20 protein-coding genes are annotated in these 24,461 nt (G+C 36.3%); 14 read left to right on the plus strand and 6 right to left on the minus strand.

All coding sequences use genetic code 11. From position 1 onward, the window contains the following. The coding region (locus tag ACIGAM_RS05960; protein WP_396510556.1) for an Ig-like domain-containing protein at positions 1-8,321 on the minus strand (8,321 nt) is incomplete at its 3' end. Between the two features lie 432 nt (positions 8,322-8,753). Here ACIGAM_RS05960 and ACIGAM_RS05965 point away from each other — a divergent pair. Then, entirely contained in the window at positions 8,754-9,254 is a 501-nt protein-coding gene (locus ACIGAM_RS05965; RefSeq protein ID WP_396510557.1) for a GreA/GreB family elongation factor, read from the plus strand. On the opposite strand, the gene ACIGAM_RS05970 is transcribed toward ACIGAM_RS05965, so the two are convergent. The 3 genes from ACIGAM_RS05970 to brnQ are packed head-to-tail and all read right to left on the minus strand — an operon-like array spanning position 9,247 to position 11,361. Then, entirely contained in the window at positions 9,247-9,855 is a 609-nt protein-coding gene (locus ACIGAM_RS05970) for a DUF2652 domain-containing protein (RefSeq protein ID WP_396510558.1), read from the minus strand. The genes ACIGAM_RS05965 and ACIGAM_RS05970 overlap by 8 nt on opposite strands. 52 nt (positions 9,856-9,907) lie before the next feature. Continuing rightward, positions 9,908-10,069, minus strand: a complete 162-nt coding sequence (locus ACIGAM_RS05975; RefSeq protein WP_396510559.1) for a hypothetical protein — start codon at positions 10,067-10,069, stop codon at positions 9,908-9,910. Next, on the minus strand, positions 10,069-11,361 hold the full coding sequence (brnQ, locus tag ACIGAM_RS05980; RefSeq protein ID WP_396510560.1) for a branched-chain amino acid transport system II carrier protein: 1,293 nt from the start codon (positions 11,359-11,361) through the stop codon (positions 10,069-10,071). The genes ACIGAM_RS05975 and brnQ overlap by 1 nt, the downstream gene beginning before the upstream one ends. Before the next feature lie 36 nt (positions 11,362-11,397). Between brnQ and ACIGAM_RS05985 the strand changes: the two genes are divergently transcribed. Together ACIGAM_RS05985 and ACIGAM_RS05990 are read left to right on the plus strand one after the other, a co-directional pair. Next, complete coding sequence (locus ACIGAM_RS05985) at positions 11,398-12,174, plus strand: alpha/beta fold hydrolase (protein ID WP_396510561.1); 777 nt, start codon at positions 11,398-11,400, stop codon at positions 12,172-12,174. A gap of 114 nt (positions 12,175-12,288) precedes the next feature. Further along, positions 12,289-12,531 carry a DUF1660 family phage protein gene (locus ACIGAM_RS05990; protein ID WP_396510562.1) on the plus strand — a complete coding sequence of 81 codons (243 nt, stop codon included), beginning with the start codon at positions 12,289-12,291 and terminating at the stop codon, positions 12,529-12,531. A gap of 1 nt (position 12,532) precedes the next feature. Here ACIGAM_RS05990 and thiL read toward each other — a convergent pair whose 3' ends face one another. After that, entirely contained in the window at positions 12,533-13,591 is a 1,059-nt protein-coding gene (gene thiL, locus ACIGAM_RS05995; protein WP_396510563.1) for a thiamine-phosphate kinase, read from the minus strand. Between the two features lie 332 nt (positions 13,592-13,923). Here thiL and ACIGAM_RS06000 point away from each other — a divergent pair, with 332 nt between their 5' ends. From ACIGAM_RS06000 to ACIGAM_RS06050, 11 genes are all read left to right on the plus strand, one after another. Continuing rightward, positions 13,924-14,253, plus strand: coding sequence for a HesB/IscA family protein (locus tag ACIGAM_RS06000; RefSeq protein WP_396511018.1), 330 nt, complete (start codon positions 13,924-13,926; stop codon positions 14,251-14,253). A 48-nt stretch (positions 14,254-14,301) separates the two neighbouring features. After that, on the plus strand, positions 14,302-15,747 hold the full coding sequence (sufB, locus tag ACIGAM_RS06005; protein WP_396510564.1) for a Fe-S cluster assembly protein SufB: 1,446 nt from the start codon (positions 14,302-14,304) through the stop codon (positions 15,745-15,747). 35 nt (positions 15,748-15,782) lie between these two features. After that, complete coding sequence (locus ACIGAM_RS06010) at positions 15,783-16,664, plus strand: N-acyl homoserine lactonase family protein (protein WP_396510565.1); 882 nt, start codon at positions 15,783-15,785, stop codon at positions 16,662-16,664. A gap of 137 nt (positions 16,665-16,801) precedes the next feature. Further along, entirely contained in the window at positions 16,802-17,557 is a 756-nt protein-coding gene (gene sufC, locus ACIGAM_RS06015) for a Fe-S cluster assembly ATPase SufC (protein ID WP_396510566.1), read from the plus strand. A gap of 55 nt (positions 17,558-17,612) precedes the next feature. Beyond that, complete coding sequence (gene sufD, locus ACIGAM_RS06020; RefSeq protein ID WP_396510567.1) at positions 17,613-18,926, plus strand: Fe-S cluster assembly protein SufD; 1,314 nt, start codon at positions 17,613-17,615, stop codon at positions 18,924-18,926. A gap of 123 nt (positions 18,927-19,049) precedes the next feature. Next, positions 19,050-20,288, plus strand: a complete 1,239-nt coding sequence (locus ACIGAM_RS06025) for an aminotransferase class V-fold PLP-dependent enzyme (protein ID WP_396511019.1) — start codon at positions 19,050-19,052, stop codon at positions 20,286-20,288. A 63-nt stretch (positions 20,289-20,351) separates the two neighbouring features. Continuing rightward, entirely contained in the window at positions 20,352-20,753 is a 402-nt protein-coding gene (locus tag ACIGAM_RS06030; protein ID WP_396510568.1) for an META domain-containing protein, read from the plus strand. Positions 20,754-20,758: 5 nt separating this feature from the next. Continuing rightward, complete coding sequence (locus ACIGAM_RS06035) at positions 20,759-21,190, plus strand: SufE family protein (RefSeq protein ID WP_396510569.1); 432 nt, start codon at positions 20,759-20,761, stop codon at positions 21,188-21,190. 6 nt (positions 21,191-21,196) lie between these two features. After that, entirely contained in the window at positions 21,197-21,526 is a 330-nt protein-coding gene (locus tag ACIGAM_RS06040) for a DUF59 domain-containing protein (protein WP_028377354.1), read from the plus strand. A gap of 15 nt (positions 21,527-21,541) precedes the next feature. Beyond that, on the plus strand, positions 21,542-22,045 hold the full coding sequence (locus ACIGAM_RS06045; RefSeq protein WP_396510570.1) for a DUF2480 family protein: 504 nt from the start codon (positions 21,542-21,544) through the stop codon (positions 22,043-22,045). 96 nt (positions 22,046-22,141) lie between these two features. Further along, positions 22,142-23,089 carry a DUF3078 domain-containing protein gene (locus ACIGAM_RS06050; RefSeq protein ID WP_396510571.1) on the plus strand — a complete coding sequence of 316 codons (948 nt, stop codon included), beginning with the start codon at positions 22,142-22,144 and terminating at the stop codon, positions 23,087-23,089. Between the two features lie 84 nt (positions 23,090-23,173). Here the strand turns inward: ACIGAM_RS06050 and hflX are convergent, their stop codons facing one another. Beyond that, a complete protein-coding gene (gene hflX, locus ACIGAM_RS06055) occupies positions 23,174-24,406 on the minus strand; it encodes a GTPase HflX (protein ID WP_396510572.1) in 1,233 nt (410 codons plus the stop codon). Positions 24,407-24,461: the final 55 nt, after the last annotated feature.

Genomic DNA, 24,461 nt, shown 5'->3' on the forward strand with positions numbered 1-24,461 from the left:
ACGGTATAGGTAAAGGTCTCATCACCTGCAAAGTCAGGAGCCGGGGTATAGTCAAAAGTACCGTCAGCGGCCATTACTACCGTACCACCATTGTCGGTATCATTGTTATAGGCATAGGTAGCAGCTGCGCTGTAGGTATCGTTAGTGCTTACATCTTCACTCAACAGGGTATCTTCTGTAGCGTTAAAGGTATCAGCTACGGCATCAGCTACGGGAGCTACCGTGATGGTAACACCTACTGTTTCAGTAGTACCATTTACATCAGTTACCGAATAGGTATAGGAATCAGCTCCGTTAAAGTCCGGATTTGGTAAGTAGGTAATGGTACCATCGGCATTTAAGGTAATGGTTCCGTTTGCCGGATCAGTAGTTGCCGTAATGGTATAGTCTGTACCGTATGTTCCCTGAAAGGTATCATTATCAAGTACAGCTGTAGTCACAGCAGTATCTTCTAACGTAGTATCAGCATCTGCTACAATATCTACTACCGGAGTGATGGTAATAGTAGCAGTAGCGGTACTTGTTTTACCGTTAGCATCTGTGATGGTATAGGTAAAGCTATCAATACCATTGAAATCAGCATTTGGAGTATAAGTAAATGTACCTCCAATATTGACTATAGTAGTCCCATTAGTTGCAGCCGTCTCAATAGCTGCCGTAGTTGGTTCCGTTCCTAAATCATCAATTCCACTTCCATTATCAGCAAATAAGTTACCCGTTACAGCAATGTCTTCATTAGTTGTAAAGGCATCGTCTACCGCGTCAGGAGTAGCAATAATAGTTATAGTAGCAGTAGCGTTACTGGTTTGTCCATTAGTATCTGTTATGGTGTAGGTAAAGCTATCAATACCATTAAAATCATCATTTGGAGTGTAGGTAAATGTACCGTCAGGATTGACTACTGCTGTTCCGTTAGTTGCAGCCGTTTGTATAGATGCAACTGTAGGAAGTGAGCCCAAATCATCAGTTCCGTTTCCATTATTTGCGAATAAATTTCCTGAAACTTGAGTGTCTTCATTTGTAGTAAAACTATCATTCGCAGCATCTGGAGTTGCAATCACAGTTACTGTTGCTGTAGCTGTACTTATTTGTCCGTTTGTATCTGTTATGGTATATTCAAAGCTATCAGTGCCATTAAAGTTTTCATTTGGTAAATAAGTATATGTGCCATTTGGATTTACGGTAACATTACCATTAGTCGCCGCCGTCTCTAAAATAGCTGTGGTAGGGAGCGATCCTAAATCATCTGTTCCGTTTCCATTATCATCAAATAAATTTCCTGAAACTTGAGTATCTTCAAAAGTTGTGAATAAATCATCTACTGCATCGGGGGTAGGTGTGATAGTTATGGTAGCAGTAGCGGTACTTGTTTGACCGTTAGCATCTGTAATGGTATAAGTGAAAGTATCTACACCATTAAAGTTTGCATTTGGAGTATATGTAAAGTTGCCATTTGCATTTACAATCAGAGTTCCGTTTGTAGTTCCTGTAGTAAGTGCTGCTGTGGTAGGAGTAACTCCCAAATCATCTGTTCCATTTCCATTATCTGCAAATAAGTTTCCATCTACAGCTGTATCTTCATTTGTAGTAAAAGCATCATCTACAGCATCAGGAGTAGGTATAACAGTTATGTTTAAACTAGCTGTATCATTTGCACCACCGTCTGTAATTGTATAGGTTATTGCAGGTAACGTCCCATTGTAATCTAAAGAAGGGATAAATGAGTAGCTACCATTAACGTTTATAGTAAGTGTTCCTACTCCATCTATAAAAGCAGGGTCTCCTGCAGTATAAGAAACTCCATTAAATGTAAAAGATACGATGGTTAATAGATCTCCATCTGCATCAGTGTCATTTTGCAATAAATCATCTGCAGTGTCATCTACTACATTGATAGCTACATCCTCAAAAGTGGTATTTGAGTTATCTATAGCTACAGGTAGACCATTTACTGAAAGAAGGGCAGGAGGGGTTGAGGCTGTAAAATCACATATGTAACTATTATCTGTTACGATAACTTGATACTGGTAGTTGTCGTGTGAGTAAGGGACAGCAGTTAAGGTAAGTGTAGAAGTTGTGGTTCCTGAGTAAATTCCTGTATTAGCTAAATCAGTAAATGTAACTCCATTATCTGTACTTAGTTGCCATTGAAAATTAAGCGTTGCGCCCGAAGCATCTACTGAAAAAGTAGCGTTTTCACCTTCGTTGATTAATTGATCAGCAGGTTGAACATCAATAACCGGAGCTGCACCAGCTGTAGTAACATTTGCATTTGTACCCGGGTAGGCTGCGCCAATAACAGTACCATCTGTGTTTACAGCAGGTGGATTACCAGTGCCGTAATATCCGTTTCCGTCTGCATCTGCAGTACCTGAATTATATGCTTCATTTGCATCATTACAACCATCTCCATCAGAATCACTATCATATTGATCTATTATTCCATCTAAATCTGTATCAAAATTATCATCAACAAAATCTGAATTTGAATCTACAAAACCTGTGGAGTCAGAATCTTTATAATTTGGTATTCCATCTCCATCAGAATCGAGAGTGGGATCAACACCTCCATTTTCTGCAGTATCTAAAATACCATCATTATCATCATCGAGGTCTATAGCATCTGCAACACCATCACCATCTGTATCTTGAATATCTCTGTAATCAACGTCTCCACCTGTATTTACATCAGCGTCTTCATCAGGGAAGTTATCTGCCTGAGTGTCATCAAGAATCCCATTTACATCAACATAGGTGTCTGCATTGTCAAAATTATTATCTAAACCATTATTACCCACAGCGGTATTAGTCTGGCCATCATTATCTGTATCTGCAGTGGCATTGCCAGCTTCAACGATATCAAATAGAAAATCATTATCTGAATCTAAATCTAAATAATCAGGAACATCTGTACCATCTGTATTTACAGGTATAATAGGTATACCTACATTATCTGTGGAATCATACGCGTCATCAAGACCATCTTTATCAGTATCGACCTCTAAACGCGGTCTGTATCCTAATGTGCTTTGACCTTCAACATTATCTGGTATTGTATCATCATCAGAATCTAAATCTAAATAATCAGGAAGTCCATCCCCATCTGTATCTGGTACAGGTAAAGGTATCCCTACATTATCTAGCGGGGTATCAGCATTACCTTCACGGTCGTCGTAAGGGTCTAAAATATCTGCAAGACCATCTGCATCTGCATCATTAGCAATACCGGCACCATAACGACCATCTCCACCCGCATCTGTACCGCCGGCTTCTATAGCATCTACAATACCATCATTGTCTGAATCTAAATCAATAAAATCTGGGTTATTAGTACCTGCGGTATTCGGAATCGCAAGATTTGAGTCTGTAGAGGTTTGATCTGTAGTTACAGCCAGTGGAATACCATTGTCATTAACTTCGGTATTATCTAAAACTCCTATTCCCGGTTGACCGTTTCCATCAGGATCGTCTATACCACCTGCTTCGCGATAGTCTGGAATACCATCATTATCTGTGTCTAAATCAAAATAATTAGGAATACCATCCCCGTCTTTATCTGAAGGATTTGTTCTTGGGTTATTATCTCCATCTTCGTTGAAATCTTCATCAGTATCCAAAATACCATCATTATCATCGTCTAAGTCAACGATGTCATTAATGCCGTCACCATCATTATCTTGCGCTGAAGCTTCTCTCCAGTCTCTATCGCCACCAGCAGGGTCTAAATCTGGCTGGTCATTTGGCGTTTGACCGCCATTTGTAGCATTACCGGCAGCTCCTGTTCCAGAAACAGTATCGTAAATATCAGCGAGCCCATCACCATCAGAATCGGTAAATTGATTTGGCTCAAGAATACCATCAGCCCGCTGAGTAAATAAATCATCTGCAGTAGTATTGTTTTCTAGATAGTCAAGAATACCATCATTTTCAGAATCTACATCTGCGTAATCTGGGGCAGAACCCCCATCTGTGTTTGTATATCCTATACCTGCGCCCCCGTTATCTACATCATATGCATTATCTATACCGTCGCTATCTGTATCTATTCCTGATGGTGCAACATAGGCTGAAGTTGATTGACCTTCTATATTATCAATAATACCATCATTGTCAATATCTATATCCAGGTAATTCTTAATCCCGTCACTATCTCTATCTTGATTAAAACCGAAACTATCTAAAACATTGCCGCCAAAATCACGATCATTTGTATCTGCAAGACCATCTTCATCACTATCTGCAGGAGTTCCTGTGCCTACAATACCATTGTTATCACCGTCAACTATTTGAAAGTTTCCTTCAAAAGTATCTGGTAAACCATCACCATCAGAATCAAGATCCAAATAGTTAGGTAATACATCTGTATCTGAATTTAGAAAAGCAGGAAATGTAACTTCAGCATCAATAGCATCGTGCCACCCATTATTGTCTGTGTCTGCAATGCCATCAACTATTCCGTCGTTATTTGTGTCGTTATAAGAATTGTTATTTGAAAAGGCTTCTGTTGTATCTGATAGACCATCATTGTCTGAATCTCTATCAAGAAAGTCGTAAAGAGTCGTTTTTATATCTGAGGAGGCATCCGTATTTCGTACTGTAAAATTAGGTGTGCCGCTATCTACTGAAGTTTCTAAGAAATCTGCAAAACCATTTGTGCCAAAAGTTGTGGTGTCTACAAGACCGTCGTTATCTGTATCTGCAAGACCAGCCTCAAGAATATCTGGAATAGCGTCATTATCTGCATCCAGATCTAAATGGTTAGGTACACCATCACCATCAAAGTCAAAACCTGCGGCTATACCATTAGCATCAAGTGCAGCAAAATCTGCATCTAGATAGTTAGGCAAACCATCAGCATCAGCGTCTGCAGTTGGGTCTGTACCTTGTCCTTCAATAGTATCTAGAATACCGTCGTTGTCTGAATCTAAATCATTAATATCTGCGATACCATCACCGTCTGAATCTGCATTAATTACCAGTGTTAGTGTAGAAGAGGCTGATCCTGAGTTTCCGTCTGTAATAGAATAGGTGGCGACAGGTACAGGACCAAAATAATCTAGCTCAGGAATAAACTCATAGCTTCCGTTATCATTTATTTGTAATGTTCCTATTCCAATAATAGGGGCTACATTATTTGCATTATAGATTGTAGCGTTGTTGGCTATTGTAAAAGTCGTTACTTCAAGAGCATCGTTATCAATATCTGTGTCATTGCTTAATATGCCATTAATAGCATTAACTGTAAGTGTTGTATTTTCTCTAGTAGAATTGATGTCAGGATTGGCAATAGGATTATCATTAACAGGATTTACTGTTATGATTTCATTTGCTGTATCAGTACCACCATTACCATCACTTATTGTATATGGAAACGTGACATTGCCGTTAAAATCTGGAGCTGGAGTAAAGGTAATTGTCTCATTAGCCGCGATAGTAACTGTACCGTTAGTGACCGCTATAGTTTGAGCGGTTCCAGGAGTTAGAATTGTCCCATTAATCTGTGTAATTGTTAAAATATCATTATCAGCATCAGAATCTCCGTTTAATGGTGTTAGCGTTATAGCAGTATCTTCATTAGTGTTGTAGTTGTCGTCGACAGCAACAGGATTGTCATTAACTGCATTAACTGTAATAATTTCATTTGCAGTTGCAGAACCACCATTACCGTCACTTATTACGTAAGGAAACGTAACTGCACCATTAAAGTCAGGTGCTGGAGTAAAGGTAATTATTCCATTAGATGCTATAGATACAGAACCATTTGTTACCGCAATAGTTTGTGCCGTTCCCGGAGTTAAATTTGTACCATTTATAGAAGTAATGCTTAGTAAATCGTTATCAACATCAGAATCTCCAGTTAGTGGAGTTAATATTACAGGCGTATCTTCACTTGTAGTGTAACTGTCGTTTACAGCTACTGGGTTGTCATTTACAGGAGTTATGCTAATTACCTGATTTGCGGTTGCAGAACCGCCGTTACCATCACTTATTCTGTATGGAAAAGTCACACTTCCATTAAAATTTAAAGCAGGAGTAAATGTGATAATTCCGTTAGCAGCAATTGTTACTACACCATTAGGGACGTTAATAGTTTGCACTGTTCCCGGAGTTAAATTCGTGCCATTTATTGATGTAATTGTTAATGGATCATTGTCCACATCAGAATCTCCAGTTAGGGGTGTTAATATAACTGAAGTATCTTCATCTGTAGTATAATTATCAGTTACTGCAATTGGTGCATCATTAACAGAAACCATCGTTAACGTGAGATTTGCAGTATCTGTTATTCTGCCATCACTTATTGTATAAGTGATTGCAGGTATAGTACCTACAAAATTTGGGGCAGGAGTAAATAGATAACTTCCATTTGCATTTATTTGTAATGTACCTACTCCTGTAACTGTAGCGTTTGCTCCGGGTAAATTTGATATGCCATTAAATGTAAATGCGGTTATAGTTATTGTATTCCCATCTGCATCAGTATCATTTTGCAATAAATCATTAGGGCTATCATTCGCAACGTTACGTGGCGTGTCTTCAATTACCGTATTAGTATCATCAACAGCAACAGGCCTTCTATTTACTGTTAAGCTTGCGGGCGTAGATGTAACAGGGGTACATATATAATTTGCACTAGTAAGTATAACTCGATAACGGTTATTATTGAATGAGAAATTTACATTTGAAAGATTTAAAGTAGCGGTATTTACACCAGAGTATATGCCGCCATTAGAAAGATTTGTAAATGTATTTCCTGCATCTGTACTTAATTGCCATTGGTACGATAAAGAAGCCCCTGTAGCTGTAATTGAATACTGCGTATTTTGTCCTTCATCTATAAGCTTATTGGTAGGTTGTACACTTACTACAGGGGCTGCACCGGCTGTAGTTACTCGTGTATTCGTGCCTGGATAAGTAGCTCCTTGTACTGTTCCGCTTGGGTTAGTCGCAGGAGGGTTTCCTGTTCCGTAATATCCATTGCCATCTCCATCAGCAGTTGCAGAATTGTAAGCTTCATTTGCGTCAGAACAGCCATCATTATCTGAATCTGAATCGAGGAAGTCTGGTATATTGTCGTTGTCTGAGTCCTGACTTTTACAAGCTGCTAAAATTAATTCTATACCGTCCCCATTACCTGGTCCAACGGCAACAATATCTAATGTAAAACTACTTAGAGTTCCTTGTACTTGCAAGGATCCTGCGGCAGTACTGTTAGCGTCATTTTGACCGCTTTCTGCAGTATATGATGTAGCACCAGATGTTGGATAGTTTGCGCCACCATCTCTCACTGTATTGGAGGTAACTAGAAAATCATCTGTTCCTGCTAAGCGTTTCCACCGGCCGTTTCTAAGATTTATACTTGCAGAATTTTGGGTGGTGCCTTGGGCACCACCTATACGATCAAAATGTATAACAGGATTCAAAACCTCAATTGGAGTTCCTGCAGCGTTTACAAAATTTACTGTTATGGTATTACCTGATAAATAAACACCTTCAAGAGAAGCTTGATTTCCAAGGGCTTCAGACCAAAAATTTTGATTATTAAAATTTCCTGCAGTGAAGGCTGTTGTGCTATTTGTAGTTACGTTAGCAATAACACCATTACCATAATTATAACTTGCAGTGGTACCAGATCGAGCCCAGCTTTGTGATGGTGAAGGTGTACATTTGCCTTCGACACTATCTAAAATGCCATCATTATCATTATCAACATCTGTTATATTAGGTATGCCGTCATTATCTGAATCTAATAGGGGATTTTGCGAAGATTTTATAACGTAATCAATTGCTATATCTGAAGCATAATTAGAACCTCTTATAGCTTCAAAGCGAACAAGTATATTTTGACCATCATATGCACTTAAATCAATTAATCTATTAAACCATTGATCTCCTTGATCTCCAGTAATTGTAGCTACAGTTGTAAATGATCCTCCTGCGTTTGTGCTAATCTGTATGTTTAGTGTACCCATGCTAGCACCATACATATGGTAATCAAATAATAGTGCTGAGTTAATTTGATTTGTAAAATCAAATTGTTTTTGTAGCCATGCTCTATCTCCAGGTGCTACGGGTGCAGATGTTTCTAGATATAGGTAAAATAATCCAGAAGAACCAGTGGTTGGCCCTGTAGGTAATTGACTTGTTCTAGAAGGTGGCGGACCACTTAATCTCGACCAATCTTGCTGATCACCACCAACATTTACCCAACCATCAAAATTAGTTTCAAAACTATCCTGAGCATTCAATTTTTGATTAAATGAGGACAAAACTAAACTAAGAATTATGTATAAAAGAAATTGAAAAGTAATTTTATTCATAGAGTAGAAGATTATGTTGGGAATTCTTTTCTTACGAATTAATGTAAGAGTATCGTCAAAACTAACAATGCGTGTTAATATCTAAGGTGTTTTGTTGATAAACAACACTTAAATATCGTTAAATATACGGAATAAAGCGATAAGGGGTTTTTTTACTCTTGTAGGATTTAATATTATTTAGTAGGAAAAATCAACAACCATTGAAGATTATTAATAGAACCTATACTATTTTAAATACTTTATTGTTTCTAATAATATTAATGATGTATTTTCTAGGATTTGGAAAGATTCTTTAAGCATTATTATTATGTTAAATTTTCGAAAATATTTTTTGCAATCGTTGTCGCAACATGCCAGAAATGCTTTTTTAGGATTTTTATAGGATATTTCTATATAAAGAGCTTGTATCTTCTTAAGATAAAAATGTATGTTATGAGTAGAGGATTTGTAAAAGAAGATGATCAAGAAGAGGCTCCAATAATTCCACCACGAGCATCGCTTCCAGTAGGGGAAATTAACTATGTTACAAAAAAGGGGTTGATGGCCTTAAAAACCGAAAAAGTACATTTAGAAAATCAAATTCTCAATCTATCTGAAATCGATGAACGCGAATTAAGGCGTTCAAAAGCTGTTATCGTAGGTAAATTACAATTGCTCAATGAGCGGTTGCTATCTGCTCGTGTTTTAGAAAATACAGAAAGTGGCGAAGTGCGTTTTGGAGCCACAGTGAGTTACCAAATAGAACCTAACTCAAAGCTTAATACCATAACAATTGTAGGGGTAGATGAGGCAGATGTAAAAAAATTAAAAATTTCGTTTACAGCACCTATAGCTAAAGCTTTAATGGGAAAAAAAGTAGGTGAGATAGCAGAATTAAAATTAGGTAATGAGACGAGACTTTTGAAAATTAAAGACATTCGTTACACTAATTAGCTTGTTTTAATGGTAGTAAATCTATAAAATGATAATTTATAGTACCTAAGTGTTCAACTTCAATAGATTCGCTATGTAACGCACTCCAATTAAATTTTTTAACAAACTCATCTTTGTTGTAGTTTGAGAGGAGTTGGTCTGAAATGAGTAAGTATTCATCAGTTTTGACAGCGTTTTTTAATAATCTATGCGCCGTTATCACGTCTTCACCCATTAATTTGATTCTGTTTCCTATGGGAACCATCGCTATTTCTTCACCGTAATGAAGTATGATTTTCAATCCTAAAATTTGCGGAATACTCTCCGCATCTTCAGCTTTCTTATGTTTTTTATAAAGCAGATTCATGCGGTGATAAAAATCAAGGTAAAACCGTTTGCATTGATCTATAAGTTCATCAAGGCTAGGCAGCTTTCCACTTCTAAAAAATAAAACCGCATCACCTTCAATTTCAGAAACTTTTAAATCTATTGTATTTGAATAAATAATCTCGTTTAGTAGTGCAGGTATTATTTGAGAAGTAAGCTCAAAATTGGCCTCACGCATAAATTGCGTAAATCCGCTAATATCTGGGATACAAATTAATGTAGGTTCTGCTTTCATAGCCGTAAATATCTATTATTTAAAAGCATACCTATACAATTTTAGGAAATATTTAAGCGCTTGTGGTGTCTTTGTCTTGTGTAGCTTTTAATATTGCTTTCAGTTTATCTGCTCTAAGCTGTTTGTCATCACGCAATTTATCTTTTTTGCGTTTAAGCAACTTTGTATGTAAGGCTTTGTTTTTACCGTTTTTGGGAGTTCCTCGCTTTGCCATTAAGTTTCAGTATTTGTTTCTGCCTTTTTAAAAATAAAAGGTTCTACTAATTTTGCCACTACAAAAATAATTAAAGTAGGTATAACCCAGGTGATTCCGTAATTTGTAAATGGGAATAACTCTTTAGCTTTTTCAATAGATAGTAAATCGAGACTTATTAAAAAATCTGGAATACTTAATAAGAAGGTTGCAATAGCTACAGTTCTAAAAATAAAGCGTGATGCCATTCTTGCCGGAAGAACATTTAGGATAATTAAAACAATAACTAAAGGATAAATAAAATTTAATGCGGGCACTGCAATGCTAATGATGTAAGCCACGCCTGTCTGTCCTATAATAACCCCTAATATGCAGGCAGATATCGCGGTGATTATATAGGCTTTCTGCGAGCCTTTAAAAATACCTTTTACAAAGTCTGATGTTCCTGTAACAATACCTATTGCAGTCGTAAAGCAGGCCAGACTAATTAGTACAGAAAGCATGATCCTGCCTCCTTTTCCTAGTGTTTCATAACTGAGTAATGCAAGCAAATCTGTGCGGGAAGAAGTCTCGAGTATTGTACTGTATAAAGCACCTACATAAATAAGACCAAAATAAATTAAAAACAACCCCATTCCTGCAAAAATACCTGCCCTAAAAAGTAGCTTTTTCTTAATATCCGCAGAATCGTGATCCTTTAAATTTAATGACACGACTAGAATAGCTCCTATTACAATAGCGCCAATAGCGTCAAAAGTTTGATAGCCTTCAATAATTCCTTTAAAAACCGAACCCTCTTCTGTGACTTTTTGAGGGGCTGGCAGTTCTGCGAATACGGCAACACCAATAATAGTTGCTAATATGATTAATAAGAGCGGAGTTAGGTATTTACCTAAAAGATCAATAATCTTTGATCTGTTGAGGACAAAAATTAAAACCAGCGCAAAATAAATGCTGCTAGATGTTAGTGAGTTAATTACAAAATACGGCTGTAGTCCCATTTCATAGGTAACAGAAGCAGTACGTGGCCCGGGTAAGGTAATGGCGATAAGATAAACGATAATGCAAAATACCAGACTAAACGTATGGTGTACTTTATTTCCAAAATCGAGTAGTGTTCCCTGTAAACGTGCGTGGGCAAAAATACCTAAAATAGGAATTATCACTGCCGAAAGTGCAAAGCCTAAACTGGTTAAAAGCCACTCACTTCCAGCAGTATATCCTAAAAAGGGGGGGATGATTAAATTTCCGGCTCCAAAAAAAAGGGAGAACAAAGCAAATGAAGTAATTGCAGTTTCTTTGGTAAATCTCATATGCGACGTATCTTTCGGGGCGAAAGATAAAATAAAATGGCGCTATCTATAATGTCTAAACCACTTAATTATACCGATGTTGGAAATGGTGAAGTCCTCTGCTTGCTTCACGGGTTTTTAGAAAATAAAGAGATCTGGAATCCTTTTATAGGGAAACTTTCAAAAAAGCATCGGGTAATTACTATCGATTTAGCGGGTCATGGAGAAAGTGGTTTGCTTGCTGCTGGTAACACAATGGTAGATATGGCCGAAGCAGTACATTCAGTTTTAATAGCTTGTGGTATAGCTAAAGCTAAATTCATAGGGCACTCGATGGGAGGTTATGTGGCACTGGCTTATGCTGAAAAATTTCAGCAGGAAGTTATGGGTGTTTTACTTCTGAATTCTACGCCCGAAGCAGATACTGCAAAACGCAAAGAATTGCGACAACATGGAATTAGAGTGGCTAAAACAAACTATGAGGCCCTCATATCAATGTCTGTAGTAAATTTATTTACACAAAAGTTCAGAGCTAACCTAGAAGAAGAAATTCAGCAGACAAAAATTACAGCATTAGGCACTTCTCAAGAAAGTTATATTATAGGTCAGGAAGCGATGGCTTTACGGGCTGACTATAGTGATCTATTTAAGCGAGCGTCTTTTAAGAAAAAAATTATTTTAGGAGCTCAAGATACATTGCTTGATTCTAATCATTTAACGCTCAAATTTGAGAATAAAGATGTTGAAGTTGTTGTATTAGAGGGTGGGCATATGCTGCACCTTGAAAACCCAAATGATTTAGCTGAACATTTTAATATATTTATAAAAGACTAATATTTAATAGTTTACTTGGTAACAACCAGGTATAGTGTTTTTAAACGTCTAAAGATATGTTTTTAACGTTATTTTTTGTTAATTTCACGATATTCAAATGTTTAAGTCCTAAATATGAATTCTCCGCAATCAACTAAATACTGGTTTAAAAGTTTATTATGTAAAGTCTTAGGTCATAAGTATGAAATCTTAAGATTCTATAAAAATGAACAAAAAGAATTTCAATGCACAAAGTGTAAAAAACAATTCACAGTAAATGAAAATGGCGAAAAACAAGCACTTACTCCAAAACTAAGACAGATAAACGAAGTGATGGAGAAGTTTTATGTTTTTAAACATCAGCGTCAGTCGGCATAGCCTAGTCTTCACTGTTGTTACTAAGAGCATTCCAGCCTCGTGCTACGAGTGGTATAGAAGTATCTGCTCTTGTGATTAAATTCATACCGTCACCTTCTGGAGTAATGTGACCTATGATTGTAAAGTTGGGGTTGCCTTTAATTTTCTCATAGTCTGCCTGCGGCATTGTAAATAAAAGTTCATAATCTTCGCCGCCACTTAATGCTACTGTTGTGCTGTCTATTTTAAACTCTTCGCAAACATTTATCATTTGCGGATCTAGAGGTATTTTATTTTCGTAAAGTCGCACCCCTGTATTAGAGTTTTTACATAGGTGTATAATTTCTGAAGAAAGACCGTCGCTAATGTCAATCATAGCAGTGGGTTTTATCTCTAATTTTTTAAGCAACTCAATAATATCTTTGCGCGCTTCGGGCTTAAGTTGTCGTTCTATTAAGTAAGAGTAAGGTTCTAAATCTGGTTGAGAATTAGGGTTTACTTTATGTACTTGTTTTTCTCGTTCTAAAACCTGTAATCCCATGTACGATGCGCCAAGATCACCAGATACCACTAATAAATCGCCATCCTTAGCTCCATCTCTTCCTACTATTTGATCTGCATCTGCTAGGCCAAGGGCGGTTATGCTTATTAATAATCCTTTTGTACTTGAAGTTGTGTCACCACCAACTAAATCAACATTATAAATTGCGCAGGCTAACTCAATACCAGCATATAATTCTTCTAAAGCCTCAAGCGGAAACCGATTAGATACGGCAATAGATACTGTAATTTGTGTAGGTTCTGCATTCATCGCATAAATGTCAGATAGGTTTACCATAACAGCTTTATATCCCAAATGCTTTAAAGGCATAAAACTCATATCAAAATGAACACCTTCTACAAGTAGGTCTGTTGAGATTACAAGTTGTTTTCCGTTCGTATCTACAACCGCTGCATCATCGCCTATACCTTTTACAGTGCTAGACTGTCTTATGGTAAAATCTTTAGTCAAGTGATTAATTAAGCCGAATTCACCAAGTTCACTAAGAGAGGTTCGGGATTGATCTTTATTGTCAAACATAATAGCTGTTATTTGCGGGCAAAGTTAGTTTGAATAAGTTAAATGAGAAATCTCGTCTGCTAAATATTCAAGTGCGTATAATTTCAGTTAAAATTAGAAGGCCGTATTTCTAATTTTTAGAATGCTTTTTCTATAATAAATCTAGTTAATGATAAAGTGTTTTTCTATGAAGATACCAGTACTAAAATTTTCTAATTTATCTTAGGAATAGATTAATGTGATTGTATAATATTTTGCTATATATAGAAGCTATACAATCATAGTATAGTTTAATGTAAGGAAGTATGGTAAAACCCTACTTAAATGGTATATTTGCACTAATTGAGAATGATATGATTAAAGTAAGCGAAGATGCTAAAAAGAAAATAGCCACCTTGATGAATGAGGAGGGTTATGATGCTGTTGTTGACTACGTTAGAGTGGGTGTGAAGAGTGGTGGATGTTCTGGTTTATCATATGAATTAAAATTTGATAAAAGTATAGCAGAAGAAGACAAACTCTTTGAAGACAATAATATCAAGCTTATTGTAGATAAAAAAAGTTTTCTATATCTAATAGGCACTGTTTTAGAATACAGCGGCGGTCTTAATGGTAAAGGATTTGTATTTAATAATCCTAACGCGCAACGCACATGTGGTTGCGGTGAAAGTTTTTCACTTTAAAAAAATTTAAAAAGCTGTTCAATTTCTTGAACAGGTTACAAAAAGTATATGGCATACACAGAAGACGATTTAGAAAAGGAATTAGCCACTAAAGAATATAAATACGGGTTTTATACAGATATTGAGTCTGAAACATTTCCTATAGGACTTAATGAAGATATTGTACGTGCTATTTCTTTGAAAAAAGGAGAGCCAGAATGGATGACCAACTGGCGACTGGAGGCTTTTAGACATTGGTTAACGATGGATGAGCCTGAGTGGGCAAATGTGCATTATGAAAAACCGAATTTTCAAAGTATTTCATATTATTCTGCACCTTCAAAGAAACCTAAATTTGATAGTCTTGACGAGGTAGATCCAGAATTGTTGGATACATTTAAAAGATTAGGTATTTCTATTGATGAGCAAAAAAAATTAGCTGGGGTTGCTGTAGATATCGTTATGGATTCTGTTTCGGTAGCAACAACCTTCAAAAAAACTTTAGCTGAAAAAGGTATAATCTTTTGTCCTATTTCTGAAGCGATAAAAGAACATCCAGAACTGGTTAAAAAATATTTGGGAACTGTAGTTCCTCAAAAAGATAATTTTTACGCAGCTCTTAATAGCGCTGTATTTAGTGATGGTTCTTTTTGTTATATTCCTAAAGGGGTGCGCTGTCCAATGGAACTTTCTACTTATTTTAGAATAAATCAAGCAAACACCGGTCAATTTGAACGTACGCTTGTAGTGGCAGATGAGGGTAGCTATGTAAGTTACTTAGAGGGGTGTACGGCTCCTTCCCGTGATGAAAATCAATTGCATGCGGCAGTTGTAGAGCTTATTGCTCTTGATGATGCAGAGATTAAATATTCTACAGTTCAAAACTGGTACCCTGGTAATGCAGAAGGTAAAGGTGGTGTTTACAATTTTGTAACAAAGCGTGGTCTTTGTGAGAAAAACGCAAAAATCTCCTGGACGCAGGTTGAAACCGGTAGTGCAGTAACTTGGAAATATCCTAGTTGTGTTCTAAAAGGAGATAACTCTATCGGAGAATTTTATTCTATTGCGGTAACTAATAACTTTCAGCAGGCAGATACCGGCACAAAGATGATTCACTTAGGAAAAAACACTAAGAGTACGATTATTTCTAAAGGTATCTCTGCAGGAAATTCTCAAAATAGTTATAGGGGTCTGGTTCAAATTAATAGTAGAGCCGACAACGCGCGTAACTTTTCTCAGTGTGATTCGCTGTTAATGGGTAATAAATGTGGAGCACATACTTTTCCGTATATTGAGGCCAAGAATAAATCAGCAAAAATAGAGCATGAGGCAACTACCAGTAAAATAGGTGAAGACCAGATATTTTATTGTAATCAGCGTGGTATAGATACTGAAAAAGCAATAGCACTTATCGTAAATGGCTTTAGTAAAGAGGTTTTAAATAAACTTCCTATGGAGTTTGCCGTTGAAGCTCAAAAGCTTTTAGAAATATCTTTAGAAGGGTCTGTAGGTTAATTATTTACTAAATAGAAGAAGAAATAATAAATACGATGATTAAAAAAATTGCTTTTTATTCGCTTATTGCTTTAGCTTTTGCAAGTTGTAAAGACACAAAAAAAGAAGAAAATAAAGAAGAGGTTGTTGTAGAAGAAACTGCAAAACCAGACGTTGAGGTGTACGCTTTTGATGGTGGAACTATAATGGCTAACAACTTAAATCTTTTTGCCCAAGGAGATACCTACAAAGGGGAGAGTAAGGAATTAGCAGATGCATTTTATGTTATTAAACATCCTAACGGTGTTCTTTTATGGGACACGGGCTTGCCAGAAATGCTGGTAGGTCAGGAGCCATACACTCCAGAAGGAGGAGCATTTACGATAACTAGAAAAGACAGTATTCTTAATCAGTTAAAAACGATAAATCTTAAGGCTGAAGATGTAAGTATGATTGCATTTTCTCATATTCATTTTGATCACACGGGCGCTGCAAACCACTTTCCAAATGCTAAATGGTTTATTCAGCAAAGTGAAGATGATTTTTTAAGTAGTGATGATATAAAAGGTAATACTTTTTATGCTCCTGAATCATTTTCGGCTTTGAAAAATAAAGAGGTTATTGCAAATACAGACTTTGATGTTTTTGGAGATGGAAGCGTTATTATAAAATATTTACCGGGTCATACAGCAGGCCATAATGCGTTATTCGTAGACTTGCCAGAAACTGGGCCTCTTGTTTTAACAGGAGACACCTATCATTTTGAGCAGAATAGAGTAGATGGTGTAGTGCCACAGTTTAATTATGATATCCCACGATCTGAAGAAAGTATTAAGGCATTCGAAGCTTTTGTTAAAGAGAAAAATGCTAAGGTAATTATTCAGCACGATATGGATGATTTTAAAGAAACTATTAAATCGCCTGATGCTATTAAATAGTTAGGTTTTGAAATTCATAAGTGAATTTCATTTTAAAGAAATAAATCGTAATTCTTACCCTTTAGCGGTCAGGATTTAAACGTTAAATAAGAAATTAAAGAAAGATTGCTTATAGTGCAATCAGTAGAATCGAGATTATGTTAGAAATTAAGAATCTAAGTGCAGGTATAGAAGGAAAAGATATCCTTAAAGGAATTAACCTAAAAGTCAATGCGGGTGAAGTACACGCGATCATGGGGCCTAACGGTTCTGGTAAGAGTACGTTGTCATCTGTAATTGCTGGTAAAGAAGAGTATGAGGTAAGCGCCGGAGATGTAATTTTTGATGCTGAATCTCTATTAGATTTAGATGCCGAAGAAAGAGCACACAAAGGAGTTTTTCTTTCCTTTCAGTATCCGGTAGAGATACCGGGTGTTTCGGTGACTAACTTTATCAAAACCGCGATTAATCAGACGCGTAAAGCTAAAGGCCTTGAAGATATGCCAGCTAGTGATATGCTAAAAATGATACGTGAAAAGTCTGAACTTTTAGAAATTGACCGTAAATTTTTATCCAGATCGTTAAATGAAGGTTTTTCTGGTGGAGAGAAAAAGAGAAATGAGATTTTTCAAATGGCGATGTTAGAGCCAAAGTTAGCAATATTAGATGAGACTGATTCTGGTCTTGATATTGATGCACTACGCATCGTTTCTAATGGTGTTAATAAATTGAGAAGTAAAGACAACGCAGTAATTGTTATTACGCATTACCAGCGTTTATTAGACTATATCGTACCTGATTTTGTACACGTATTAGTTGACGGTAAAATCGTTAAATCTGGAGGTAAAGAATTAGCTCTTGAGCTAGAGGAAAAAGGTTACGACTGGGTGAAGGCAGAATTAGCTGCAGGATAATAATTGTCTAGAATTACAGATAATTATTAAACAATGAATATTGAATTGAACACTTATGAATCTTAAAGATAAATTACTTTCTTCTTATTTAACATCTCAGGAACATCTTGATTTAGATAATAGCATTCACGATATTAAAGATGAAGCTATAAAGATTTTTGAAGAAAAAGGTTTCCCTACTAAAAAACAGGAAGATTGGAAATATACGTCACTTAATAGCCTTGTAAAACAGGACTTCAGCTTAGTTCCTAAGCAGGAAGACACTATAGAGTTTAAAGACGTTAAAAAGTATTTCATTCACGATATAGACACCTATAAGATTGTGTTTATTGATGGTGTTTACAGTTCGTACCTTTCAGAGACTACCCATGATGGGGTTGATGTTTGTTTAATGAGTGCAGCGCTTACAAAACCTAAGTATAAGGCTGTAATAGATGTCTATTTTAATAAAATAGCACCTCAGGATAGCCTAACTTCTTTAAATACAGCTTTTGCTAAAGAAGGGGCCTACATATATGTTCCCAAAGGAAAAGCAGTAAGCAAGCCTATTCAGATTTTGCATTTTGCTACAGGCAATGAATCAAGCCTAATGTTACAGCCACGTAACTTAATTGTCGCTGAAGAGAACGCAGAAGTACAAATTATTGAGCGCCACCAAAGTTTAAATGCAAATGCTGTTTTCACAAATAGTGTTACAGAGATTTATGCAGGTAAGCGTGCAATGGTAGATTACTATAAGATTCAGAATGATAAAGAAAATGCTTCTCTAATAGATAATACACATATAGATCAACAAGATTCTAGTGAAGTGTCTGTACATACGTTCTCTTTCGGTGGAAAATTGACACGTAACAATCTTAATTTTTACCAAAATGGGGAGCATAATAATTCCATTTTAAAAGGGGTTACAATAATTGAAGACAAACAACACGTAGATCATAATACATTAGTGCATCACAAGCAGCCTAACTGCGAGAGTCATCAAGATTACAAAGGCATTTTTGATGATAGTTCTACGGGAGTTTTTAATGGTAAAGTACTTGTAGACAGTATTGCGCAAAAGATTAATGCATACCAGTCTAACAATAATATTCTGGTAAGTGATAAAGCTTCTATAAACTCTAAGCCGCAATTAGAAATATTTGCAGATGATGTGCGCTGTTCTCACGGTTGTACAATAGGTCAGTTAGATGAAGATGCTTTGTTCTATATGCGTTCCCGAGGTATTGGTGTTAAAGAAGGCCGTGCTTTATTAATGTATGCTTTTGCAAATAATGTTCTCGAGAGTGTAAAGATACCTCAGTTAAAAGCTCGAATCACAAAACTAATAGCCAACAAATTAGAGGTGAATTTAGGATTTGACGTGTAGTAGAATACATTTTGTGTTATAAGAATATATGCACAAAAAGTTAAACTTGAATTGGCTTTAAAATTTAATTGAAAACGTTTCTGATAGCTATATATGCTAACAGAAATAAAACAAGAAATGCTTATGGCTTCAGCTACTGCAACTACCACTTTTGATGTTTCTAAACTACGCGCAGATTTTCCTATTCTTCAAAGAAAGGTTAACGGGTATCCACTCGTTTATTTAGACAATGCTGCGACCTCTCAAACACCACAACAGGTGATTGATGTTATTGTAGACTATTATTCAAATTACAATGCCAATATACACAGAGGTGTACATGCTCTTTCTCAAGAGGCTACTGATGCTTATGAGCAGGCACGTATAAAAATTCAGAAACATTTTAATATTCCTAATTCGTATCAAACCTTATTCACTGCTGGTACGACGCACGGTATTAATATTGTGGCATCGGGATATGCATCACTATTAAAGACTGGTGATGAAGTTATGGTATCTGCTTTAGAACATCATTCTAATATTGTGCCCTGGCAAATGTTATGTGAGAAAACCGGCGCGGTGCTTAAGGTTATTCCTATGTTAGACAGTGGGGAGTTAGATATGAGGGCTTTTGAAGAATTAGTTTCAGAGAACCTAAAACTTGTTTTTGTTAATCATGTGAGTAATGCTTTAGGAACAATAAATCCTATTGAAGATATTATAAATAAAGCACACGCGGTAGGTGCGGCTGTTTTAGTAGACGGTGCGCAGGCAGCACCTCATATAAAAGCAGATGTACAGAGTCTTGATGTAGATTTTTATGTGGTTTCGGCTCATAAAATTTGCGGTCCTACAGGAGTAGGTATGCTCTACGGAAAAGAAGAATTACTTAAAATACTACCTCCGTATCAAGGAGGTGGCGAGATGATAGATCAGGTTACTTTTGAGAAAACAACCTATGCTGGTTTGCCCCATAAATTTGAAGCGGGCACACCTAATATTTGCGGGGGAATTGCTTTTGGAGCTGCTCTTGACTATATGAATGCAATCGGTTTTGATGCAATAGCAAACTATGAGCACGAACTGTTAGAATATGCTACTCTCAAGCTCAAAGAGATAGAGGGTTTGCGCATTTATGGGGAATCAAAGCATAAAACGGCTGTGATATCTTTTAATATAAAAGGGATACACCCATATGATATGGGTACTATTTTAGATAAGTTAGGTATTGCAGTACGTACAGGACATCACTGCGCTCAACCTATAATGGACTTTTATAAAATACCCGGTACGGTACGAGCTTCATTTTCGTTCTACAATACGTTTAAAGAAATAGATAGTTTAGTAAGTGCGGTTATTAAGGCTAAGAATATGTTGAGTTAAATTTAACCTAGTATTAGAAGTCTATATCGATGATTACTAGTAATTTCATACAAATTTTAAAATATGAAAGCAACCACAACCATCTTACTTGTAATTATAATTTGTTTCAGCTCGTGCAAATCTTCAGATAAGAAAATGCAGGGTCCAAAAGGAGAGTATCTCGTTGAAACAATAGGTAAAGATTCTGTAGCAGATAAACAAATAACGATAAAATTTAACCCCGAAAAAGGCCAGATTAATGGTACGGGTGTTTGTAACAGTTATAGTTCTACATACGTTGTAAGTACTGAAAATATAAAGTTTTCGCCTGCAATGGCCACAAAAATGATGTGCCCTGAAGGAACTTCTTTAGAGTATAATTTTTTCCAATCTTTAATAAAGGCAAATACCTATAAATTAAAAAAAGGCATTTTAAGTGTTTATAATGCTGAAAATAAATTGATTTTGACAGCAAAAGAGGATTAATGAGTATGAGTAGTATACAAGAAATACAAAACGAAATTGTTGAAGAATTTGAGATGTTTGATGATTGGATGCAGCGCTATGAATATATGATAGAGTTGGGAAAATCACTACCTCTTATTGATGAAAAATATAAAACTGAAGAATATATAATAAAAGGTTGTCAGAGTAAAGTGTGGGTTCACGCAGATCTTAGTGATGATAAGATAGAATTTACTGCAGATAGTGACGCTATTATTACAAAGGGTATAATAGCAATTTTAATACGTTCATTTTCTAATCAACCACCACAGGAAATTTTAGATGCAGACACTTCCTTTATTGATAAAATAGGTTTAAAAGAGCATCTTTCACCTACTCGTGCAAATGGGTTAGTGAGTATGATAAAACAAATTAAATTATACGCAATAGCTTATCAGGCTAAGGCAAATTCTAAGTAAGATACTATGAGCGATACAAAAGAAATAGATACAAAAGAACTTGGCGAAAAAGTCGTTCGTGTTTTAAAAACTATATATGATCCTGAAATCCCAGTTGATATTTATGAATTGGGATTAATCTACGACGTTTTTGTAAATGAAGATTATGAGACTAAAATTCTCATGACCTTAACAACTCCTAACTGTCCGGTAGCAGAAACGCTTCCTGTAGAGGTAGAAGAGAAAGTAAAAACTATAGATATGGTTAAAGACTGTGAGGTTGAAATTACTTTCGACCCGCCGTGGACACAAGATCTTATGAGTGATGAAGCAAAGCTAGAATTAGGATTGCTTTAAAAGTTTTGAAACTTAATGGAGGAAATCATAAATAGAGTAGCAAACAGTAAACTTATCACGTTTAATCTGGAGGATTTATATCTTCCGGGTAAACGTGAGGTTATTGATATCTCCCAATGGCTAACTGAAGGTTTTATTTTACGAGAAAAAGACTTTCGGAAAAGCTTAAAAAACTATGATTGGTCTGTATATAAAGACACCTTTGTAGCTTTATCTTGTAGCACTGATGCAATCGTACCGGCTTGGGCATTTATGCTCGTCTCAACATATTTACAGCCGGTAGCTAAGAAAGTAGTGGTGGGTACTTTAACAGACTTAGAAACGATTTTATATACAGAAGAGATTCAAAAACTTGATGTGTCTGATTATGATGACCAGTATGTTATTATAAAGGGATGCTCAAACAAGCCTGTGCCTCAAAACGCTTATATTTTGCTCACTCAAAAATTACAAGCTACAGTAAAGAATCTGATGTTTGGTGAGGCTTGTTCCTCAGTGCCTCTCTACAAATCTAAATAGCTTACCACTTAATTTGTTAATATTCTTAAAATTGAAGACTGCGCATGTTTTCTGTGTGCAGTATATTTGCGCTACAAAACCAACAATTTAAGAAGGATGAAAAAAATTATTTTTATGTTACTGGCTATCTGTAGTTTCAGCTTTATGGAGGCACAGGAAAAGACAGAGGAAGAACTAAAGCAAGAGATAGCTCCTAAAAAAGCTGAAATTGCAAAACTGCAGAAAGAAGTAGGTACATTACAAGCTCAAATAGATAACATGCCAGGTTGGAAGTTTGGTGCATTTGGTACCATAGGAGCAAACTTTAGCAGGTTTAGTAGCTGGTACTCGCAAGGGACACCTAATGTGTCTTCGGCTAACGCAGCAGTTACTATTAACGCATTTGCAAATAGAAAAGAAGAAAAATACTTCTGGCGTAATGCATTAAATCTAAATTTAGGCTGGGTAAAATTTGATGATCGCGATGATCCTAATGATGATGATAGCTTCCGCAATGCTACAGATGTATTCAATATTACGTCACTTTACGGCTATAAATTAAGTGAAAAACTAGCTGTTTCAACACTTGGTGAATACCGTACTACAATACTTGATAACTTTAATGACCCTGGTTATTTAGACTTGGGTGTGGGTATGACCTGGACTCCAATAACTAACTTGACAGTAGTAGTTCACCCATTAAACTACAACTTTGTATTTAGCAGTGGTGAGACGGTATATGAGTCTTCTCTAGGTGCAAAAATTGTTGCAGACTATACACGCCAGATTGGTAAAATTGCTTTTAAATCTAATCTTTCAGCTTTCCAAAGCTATAAGAGCAGCGACTATTCAAACTTTACGTGGATCAATGCCTTCAACTACAAATTATTTAACAATATAGGTGTTGGTTTTGAAGTAGGCTTGCGCGGTAACAAGCAAGAGAACTTAGCGAATGCTATTGAAGAAGCTGCGGCATTAACTCCTCCGGGAACTGTACCTACTTTTGATAGTATAGACAGCCAGTTACAATCGTACTATATTTTAGGGCTTACCTATTCGTTTTAATTAGCAAAAGCATTTAAAATAAGAAAATCCGATACAATTGTATCGGATTTTTTTTTGCATTTAGAATTTACGTAAGACCTAGGCTTATTCTTCCTCGTCATCATTACCTGTATACAAATCGTACTCAGGATATAAGAAACTATTATAAGGAAAACGTGTAATGTGTATCTCACGTACACGCTCATATACCTTTTTCTTAAAGGCATCCATATTATCCTTATTTAATGCCGAAATGAAAATAGCATCACCATCTGCTCTAGACATCCAGGTACGTTCCCATTCTTCAAGGGTAAAATGTTCTTCAGTACGTTCGGTTACCAGATCATCATCGTCAATTGTTTTATGCGTATAGGCATCAATTTTATTAAACACCATAAGCATAGGCTTATCTCTTCCGCCTATTTCATCCATAATTTGATTTACTGATGCAATATGATCTTCAAATTGCGGATGAGAAATATCTACAATATGTAATAATAAATCTGCTTCGCGCACCTCATCTAATGTGCTTTTAAAAGACTCTACGAGCTGCGTAGGCAGCTTTCTTATAAATCCTACTGTATCACTCAGCAGAAAGGGCAGGTTACGTATAACCACCTTGCGTACTGTTGTATCTAATGTTGCAAACAATTTATTTTCAGCAAAAACTTCACTTTTGCTAATTACATTCATTAAAGTAGACTTACCTACGTTAGTGTACCCTACTAACGCTACGCGTACTAAAGCACCACGATTGCCACGTTGTACAGCTTGTTGACGGTCTATTTTTTCTAATTTCTTTTTAAGTAAGGAGATGCGATCACGTACAATACGTCTATCTGTTTCGATCTCCGTTTCACCGGGTCCGCGCATTCCTATACCTCCACGCTGCCGCTCAAGGTGAGTCCACATACCTGCAAGGCGTGGTAATAAATATTCATATTGAGCAAGCTCTACCTGTGTACGCGCATAACTGGTCTGTGCACGCTGGGCAAAAATATCTAGAATCAGGTTAGTACGATCTACGACCTTACATTTGAGTATTTTTTCAATATTCTTTTGCTGTGCCGGGCTCAACTCATCATCAAAAATTGCAGTACCTACTTCATATTGTTCAACATAAGCACGTACTTCTTCCATCTTACCGGTTCCTAAAAACGTTTTAGGATTGGGAGATTCCATTTTTTGAGTAAAGCGTTTCAGCACTTCACCACCTGCGGTGTATGATAAAAACTCGAGCTCATCAAGATACTCAGTCGATTTTTCTTCGTCCTGAAACTGCGTGATTACACCGATTAAGACGGTTTTCTCGTATTCTATTGTATTCTCTTCTATCATAAGATTAAGTAAGGTGTAAAGATAACGATTTAGACGCTAAGCTTTTCTTAAATTG

Source organism: Leeuwenhoekiella sp. NPDC079379, from assembly GCF_044542075.1.
Lineage (GTDB): Bacteria > Bacteroidota > Bacteroidia > Flavobacteriales > Flavobacteriaceae > Leeuwenhoekiella.

Bases quoted from the DNA above. Each gene is read 5' to 3' on its own strand.
- ACIGAM_RS06050 (WP_396510571.1), top strand. From the start codon at position 22,142: ATGAAAAAAATTATTTTTATGTTACTGGCTATCTGTAGTTTCAGCTTT.
- thiL (WP_396510563.1), bottom strand. From the start codon at position 13,591: ATGTTTGACAATAAAGATCAATCCCGAACCTCTCTTAGTGAACTTGGT.
- ACIGAM_RS06035 (WP_396510569.1), top strand. From the start codon at position 20,759: ATGAGTAGTATACAAGAAATACAAAACGAAATTGTTGAAGAATTTGAG.
- brnQ (WP_396510560.1), bottom strand. From the start codon at position 11,361: ATGAGATTTACCAAAGAAACTGCAATTACTTCATTTGCTTTGTTCTCC.
- sufD (WP_396510567.1), top strand. From the start codon at position 17,613: ATGAATCTTAAAGATAAATTACTTTCTTCTTATTTAACATCTCAGGAA.
- ACIGAM_RS05985 (WP_396510561.1), top strand. From the start codon at position 11,398: ATGGCGCTATCTATAATGTCTAAACCACTTAATTATACCGATGTTGGA.
- ACIGAM_RS06025 (WP_396511019.1), top strand. From the start codon at position 19,050: ATGGCTTCAGCTACTGCAACTACCACTTTTGATGTTTCTAAACTACGC.
- ACIGAM_RS05990 (WP_396510562.1), top strand. From the start codon at position 12,289: ATGAATTCTCCGCAATCAACTAAATACTGGTTTAAAAGTTTATTATGT.
- sufB (WP_396510564.1), top strand. From the start codon at position 14,302: ATGGCATACACAGAAGACGATTTAGAAAAGGAATTAGCCACTAAAGAA.
- ACIGAM_RS06040 (WP_028377354.1), top strand. From the start codon at position 21,197: ATGAGCGATACAAAAGAAATAGATACAAAAGAACTTGGCGAAAAAGTC.
- ACIGAM_RS06000 (WP_396511018.1), top strand. From the start codon at position 13,924: ATGATTAAAGTAAGCGAAGATGCTAAAAAGAAAATAGCCACCTTGATG.
- ACIGAM_RS05975 (WP_396510559.1), bottom strand. From the start codon at position 10,069: ATGGCAAAGCGAGGAACTCCCAAAAACGGTAAAAACAAAGCCTTACAT.
- ACIGAM_RS05965 (WP_396510557.1), top strand. From the start codon at position 8,754: ATGAGTAGAGGATTTGTAAAAGAAGATGATCAAGAAGAGGCTCCAATA.
- sufC (WP_396510566.1), top strand. From the start codon at position 16,802: ATGTTAGAAATTAAGAATCTAAGTGCAGGTATAGAAGGAAAAGATATC.
- ACIGAM_RS06045 (WP_396510570.1), top strand. From the start codon at position 21,542: ATGGAGGAAATCATAAATAGAGTAGCAAACAGTAAACTTATCACGTTT.
- hflX (WP_396510572.1), bottom strand. From the start codon at position 24,406: ATGATAGAAGAGAATACAATAGAATACGAGAAAACCGTCTTAATCGGT.
- ACIGAM_RS06030 (WP_396510568.1), top strand. From the start codon at position 20,352: ATGAAAGCAACCACAACCATCTTACTTGTAATTATAATTTGTTTCAGC.
- ACIGAM_RS05970 (WP_396510558.1), bottom strand. From the start codon at position 9,855: ATGAAAGCAGAACCTACATTAATTTGTATCCCAGATATTAGCGGATTT.
- ACIGAM_RS06010 (WP_396510565.1), top strand. From the start codon at position 15,783: ATGATTAAAAAAATTGCTTTTTATTCGCTTATTGCTTTAGCTTTTGCA.